This window comes from Dietzia cercidiphylli (assembly GCF_014145145.1).
Classification (GTDB): Bacteria; Actinomycetota; Actinomycetes; order Mycobacteriales; family Mycobacteriaceae; genus Dietzia; species Dietzia natronolimnaea.
Genome location: NZ_JAALEA010000044.1, coordinates 1 through 5,532 on the forward strand (window position 1 = coordinate 1; position 5,532 = coordinate 5,532).

Sequence of the window (5,532 nt, forward strand, 5' to 3'; positions counted from 1 at the left end):
CGGCCCGCCAACGCGCCGCCCACCGCCGTCGCGGGAGGCGTGGCGACGTGGTGGCCGTCCTGCTGGCGGAGACCGTCGACCGGATCCGGCCCCGCGACGTGGCGGACGACCGCGGCATGCGGTCGATGCTCGCCTCCTACTCGCCGCTGGGTGAGGCCGTCACCGAGGAGGTGCACGACGAGGCGATCACCGAGGACGGCGTGCCGCGGCCCGAGTACGTGGACGTGCTCAAGGCCGTCTCGGACCTGGGCCCCGAGACCCTGTGTGAGCGCAAGGACACGGTCGACGACAGCCTCCGCGACCTCGGGGTGACGCTCAAGGTCTACGGCAGGGACGAGCCGCAGGTGTTTCCCCTGGACGCGGTCCCGCGGATCATCCCGGCCGACCAGTGGGCGCGGATCTCGGCGGGGATCGAACAGCGCGCCCGCGCGATGGAGTTGTTCCTCCGGGACATCTACGGCCCCGGCGAGATCACCCGCGCCGGTGTCGTCCCCGCCGAGGCCCTCGAGCGGGCACCGGGTTTCCGTCCCACCGGCCGGTCGGTCCCGGCCGGGGCGCTGCACGCCCCGGTGTGCGGGGTCGACCTCGTGTCCACCGCCCCGGGCGAGTGGGTCGTCCTCGAGGACAATCTGCGGATGGCCGGAGGACTGGCCATGGCGGTCGCGCTGCGCGACCGGATCAGCGAGGGCTTCCCCGAGTTCGGCGCACGGTCCGAGATCCACGATCCCCGGGTCGGCCTGGACATGCTGACGCAGACGCTGCGCGCGGCCGCGCCGGACGGCGTCGACGATCCGGCGATCGCGGTGGTGATCGCGGAGGACGAGCTCGGATCCTTCGACCTGGGCCAGGTCGCGGCCGCGATCGGCGGCCCGCTCGTCACCCCCGACCACCTGGTGGTCGAGGACAGTCGACTGTGGCGCGTCGACGGCGACGAGCGCAGCCCCGTCGACGTGCTCTACGTCCGTATGGACGAGGAGATGCTGCTCTCCTCCGAGGGGGCCGACGGAACCGTTCTGCGGCGCGGTCTGCTCGGCGCGATGGCGGAGGGCGGGGTGGCCGTGGTCAACGCCCCCGGCAACGGCGCGGCGGACGACAAGGCGATCTACGCGCGAGTGCCGGAGATCATCAACTTCTACCTGGGGGAGAAGCCCCTCATCGGTCAGGTGGACACCTACCTCTGCTCCGACCCCGAGCAGCGGAAGCAGGTCCTCGACCGGCTGGGGGAGCTCGTGGTCAAGCCGATCGACGGGTACGGGGGCTCCGGGATCACCGTCGGCCCCGAGTGCACGCCCCGCGAGCTCGACGAGCGCCGCGACGAGCTGAGGCGGCACGGCGAGCGATTCGTCGCACAGGAGGTCCAGGCCCTGTCCACCCTGCCGACGTTCGACGGGCACGAACTCCAGCGCCGACACGTCGACATGCGGGCGTTCGTCATGCTCCGACCCGGGGACTCGGGTGAGATCCTCGCCTCCGCCCCGCCCGTCGCACTGACACGGGTGGCTCCGGCGGGCACGATGGTCGTCAACGCCTCGAGCGGGGGCGGGGGAAAGGACACCTGGATCCACCGTGCATGACACGACCGAGATCACCGAGGAGGCCGAGTCCCTGGACGTCGCCGGCCCACCCGACGACGCCGCCGGGGGGCCGGACGCGATCCGTCACACCACCTCTCCGTGCCTGTCCCCGGACGGGTCGATGCTGGCGTGCGTGGTCACCGAGCGCACCGGATACCCGCGGGCGGTGCAGCGGCCACTGGGCCTGGGGGGCCTCGACGGGGCAGGGCCGGAGCGCGACGTCGTGCTGCCCGTCAACGGCCCGGTCCGTCGAGTCGCCTACTCTCCCAACGGCAAGTGGCTGGCCTGTGAGGTGGCACCCGACGGCGGTGAGCGCGAGCGGATCTGGCTGGTCACGACCGATCCCGCGGACAAGGACGTCTACCCGATCGACACCCACCACGACGCCACCGAGCAGATCGTCTGCTGGGACGGCGACCTGCTGGCCCTGACCGCCTTCGACTCCGAGGGACTGGCCGAGGGCAGGCTGGTGGACCCGGAGACGGGCGAGAGCACGGTGGTCGACAGCCGGATGGGGGGCGCGCTCGTCCACGCCCGCGACGGCGCGGCCCTGTTCCGGGTCGGAGCCCGCGGCCACCGCGAACTGCTCCGGATCGTCCCGGACGGCCGGTGGTGGCCGCTGTTGCCCGTCGACACCGGGTCCACCACGGACGCCGGCGTGATCCTCGACGCCGGGGGTGAGAACCGGCCCATGAAGATGCTCGTGCGCAGCGACCACTCCGCGGAGCGCATGGGCCTGATCGCCGTGGAGGCGGACGAGGAGAGCACCGAGTCCTGGCCGGTGGCCTACCGGGAGGATGCCGACCTCGACCGGGTGGAGGTGAGCCTGGACCGCTCGACGGCGGTACTGCTGTGGAACGTGCGGGGCGGACTGTCCGAGATCGAGGTGCTGGATCTGCGGAAGAGTCGTCCCCGGACCATCGCCCGACCCCCGCTGCCGGAGGTGGTCGCGTCCGCCCCCACGCTCACGGCAGACGGCCGGTTGCTCGCACTCACCGTGCAGAGCCTCGACCAGCCGCCGCGCATCGTCATGTATGACGTCGAGAGACGGAGGTGGACGGGAGAGCCGCCCCGGCAGCCGGATCCGGCCCCGGTGCTGGTCCACTTCACGGCCCGCGACGGGCTGGAGTTGTCCGGCTGGCTGTACCGCGCAGACCCCGCCGAGGAACCGACGCCCACCGTCGTGCACCTCCACGGCGGTCCCGAGGGGCAGTCCCGGCCGGGGTACAACGACATCGCCCGCCGGTACCTCGACATCGGCGTGACCTACTTCGCGCCCAACGTGCGCGGCTCCACGGGGTCCGGACGCTTCTTCAGCCACGCCGACGACCGCTACGGCCGCTTCGCGGGGATCGACGACGTCGAGGACGCGCTGTTGCACCTGGTCGAGGCGGGCGTCGCCGACCCCGACCGGGCGGTGGTCTCGGGCCGCTCCTACGGCGGGTACCTCGTCAACGCGACCCTGGTCCGGCACCCCGGGAGGTGGCGCGGGGGCATCGCGGCGTGCGGGATGAGCGATCTCCAGACCTTCTACCGCACCACCGAGCCGTGGATCGCCGCCGCCGCGTATCCCAAGTACGGGAACCCGCTGCAGGAGCGGGAGCTGCTCAGGGAGGCCTCGCCTCTGCATCTGTACCACCACGTGGACGTGCCCGTGCTCTTCGTCCACGGGGCGCACGACACCAATGTGCCGCTCAGCGAGACGGAGCAGGCCGTGGAGGCCTTGCGTCGCCGCGGCGTACCGGTGGACGTGCTGCTCTTCGAGGACGAGGGTCACGAGTTCGTGAAATTGGCCAACAGGCAGCTGCTCGGGGACCGGGTGGTCGACTTCTGTCAGGAGGTGTTCGGTGTTCGGACGCAAGAAGAGTGAACCCGGCGACGCGGACGGGTTCGAGGGACGACTGATCGGGTGGCGGCGCCACATCCACGCCCACCCCGAGTTGTCCTACGAGGAGACCGAGACCACCGACTACATCGAGGGTGAGCTGCGGTCCATGGGGCTGACGCCCACGCGGTTCCGGATCGGCACCGGCCTGTGGTGCGACGTCCCGGCCGCCGACGGCGCCACCGCGACCGACGTCGTGGCCCTGCGCGCGGACATCGACGCACTGGCCATGGGCGAGGACTCCGGCGAGCCCTTCGCCTCGGAGGTCGACGGCGTCGCCCACACGTGCGGTCACGACGGCCACACCGCGATGCTCCTCGGCGCGGCCGAACTGTTGGTCGCCGACCCGCCGCCGCGACCCGTGCGCCTGATCTTCCAGCCGGCGGAGGAGACCATGCCGGGCGGGGCCAAGGACTGCGTCGAGGAGGGCGTGGTGGAGGGCGTGGACCGCATCATCGCCCTGCACTGCGACCCGCACCGCCGCGTGGGCGAGGTGGGCGTCACCGGCGGCGCCATCACCTCGTCCAACGCCAAGATCGGCATCACGGTCCACTCGGACGGCGGGCACACCGCCCGGCCGCACGAGACCCAGGACACGGTCTTCGCCCTGGCGCAGATCGTCACGGGGGTGACCGCCGTGGTGGATCGGACGATCGATCCGCGCTCGGGCACGGTCCTGACCTGGGCCTCGGTCAAGGCCGGAGGGACCGCACCCAACGTCATCCCCGACTCGGGGCAGCTGTGGGGCACGCTGCGCAGCGCCGACCGCGACGTGTGGGCCACGGCGGAGCCCGTCGTCCGCGAGGCCGTCGAGACGATCGCCGCGACCTACGGGGTCCGCGCCGAGGTCGACTACGTCCAGGGCGTGCCGCCGGTGGTCAACGACGAGACCTGCGCCGACCTGGCCGCGTCGGCCGTCGAGCAGGTGCTCGGTGCCGACGGGGTGGGCACCGCCGTCCAGTCCAGCGGAGGCGAGGACTTCGCCTGGTACACCGAGGAGATCCCCGGCGTCTACCTGCGGCTGGGGGTGTGGGACGGCGAGTCCGAGGAGACCGACCTGCACCATCCCGGGTTCGTGCTGGACGAGGCCGCACTGCCCCACGGCGCCCGGATCTTCGACGCCTTCGCGAGGACGGACCGACCGGCGGGATGACCGGCCGACGGGGTGAGCGGCCCGCCGAGCCGGTGGAGGACCACCGCGATCGCGGGTAGACAGAGGGGCATGACAGCCGCCCCGACCGAGATCGCCCCGACCTTCTCCGCCCCGACCCTGCCCGCGGCGAGCGGGCCGCTCTCGCAGGCCGTGGTCACGGCGCTGTCGACGGGCCGGACAGACAGGCTCCCGGGCGTGCCGGCGGACACCGATCCGCTGGGCCGCGATCTGCAGCTCGCGCTGTACACGCTCTACGAGCTCCACTACCGGGGCTTCGCCGGGGTCGACGCCGACCTGGAATGGGACCCCGAGCTCCTGCGGCTGCGGCGCGCACTGGAGACCCTGTTCCTTGATCACCTCCGGGGAGCCGTCGAGCCCGGCGAGGACCCGGTGGCGGAGATGGACGCACTGTCCGTGGAGGCGACCTCCGGCACCGGCCCGTCCTGGTACTTCAAGGACGAGGGCACCTGGGACCAGCTGCGCGAGTATTTGGCCCACCGGTCTCTGTACCACCTCAAGGAGGGCGACCCCCACGCGTTCGCCATCCCCCGACTGCAGGGGCAGGCCAAGGCCTCGTTCGTCGCCGTGGAGTTCGACGAGTTCGGCGGGGGCCGCGGCGAACGGGTGCACCAGCAGCTCTGGGCCGACCTCATGACCGCCGCCGGGCTGGACGCCACCTACCTGGGATACCTCGACCGGGTGTCGGCGGCGACTCTGTCGACCGTCAACCTGATGTCGCTGTTCGGGCTGCACCGGTCGCTGCGCGGGGCCGCGATCGGCCACTTCGCCGCCATCGAGATCACCTCGTCCCCCGGATCGGCGCGGCTCGTGGCGGGCCTGCGGCGGATGGGGGCCCCGGAGGAGTGCGTGCACTTCTACGCCGAGCACGTGGAGGCCGACGCGGTGCACGAGCAGGTGAT

The 5,532-nt window shown here is 72.3% G+C and carries 4 protein-coding genes; all 4 read left to right on the forward strand.

What is annotated here, in order from left to right; genetic code table 11:
* Positions 1 to 1,574: circularly permuted type 2 ATP-grasp protein (locus tag G6028_RS02365; RefSeq protein WP_182657933.1), on the forward strand; the 1,574-nt coding region annotated here is incomplete at its 5' end.
* The gene (locus tag G6028_RS02370) at positions 1,567 to 3,444 is read left to right on the forward strand and encodes an alpha/beta hydrolase family protein (RefSeq protein ID WP_182657934.1); all 1,878 of its coding nucleotides are present in this window, start codon (positions 1,567 to 1,569) and stop codon (positions 3,442 to 3,444) included. The genes G6028_RS02365 and G6028_RS02370, both read left to right, overlap by 8 nt.
* Positions 3,422 to 4,612, forward strand: coding sequence for an amidohydrolase (locus G6028_RS02375; RefSeq protein ID WP_182657935.1), 1,191 nt, complete (start codon positions 3,422 to 3,424; stop codon positions 4,610 to 4,612). The genes G6028_RS02370 and G6028_RS02375 overlap by 23 nt, the downstream gene beginning before the upstream one ends.
* A gap of 69 nt (positions 4,613 to 4,681) precedes the next feature.
* The coding region (locus G6028_RS02380) for an iron-containing redox enzyme family protein (protein WP_182657936.1) at positions 4,682 to 5,532 on the forward strand (851 nt) is incomplete at its 3' end.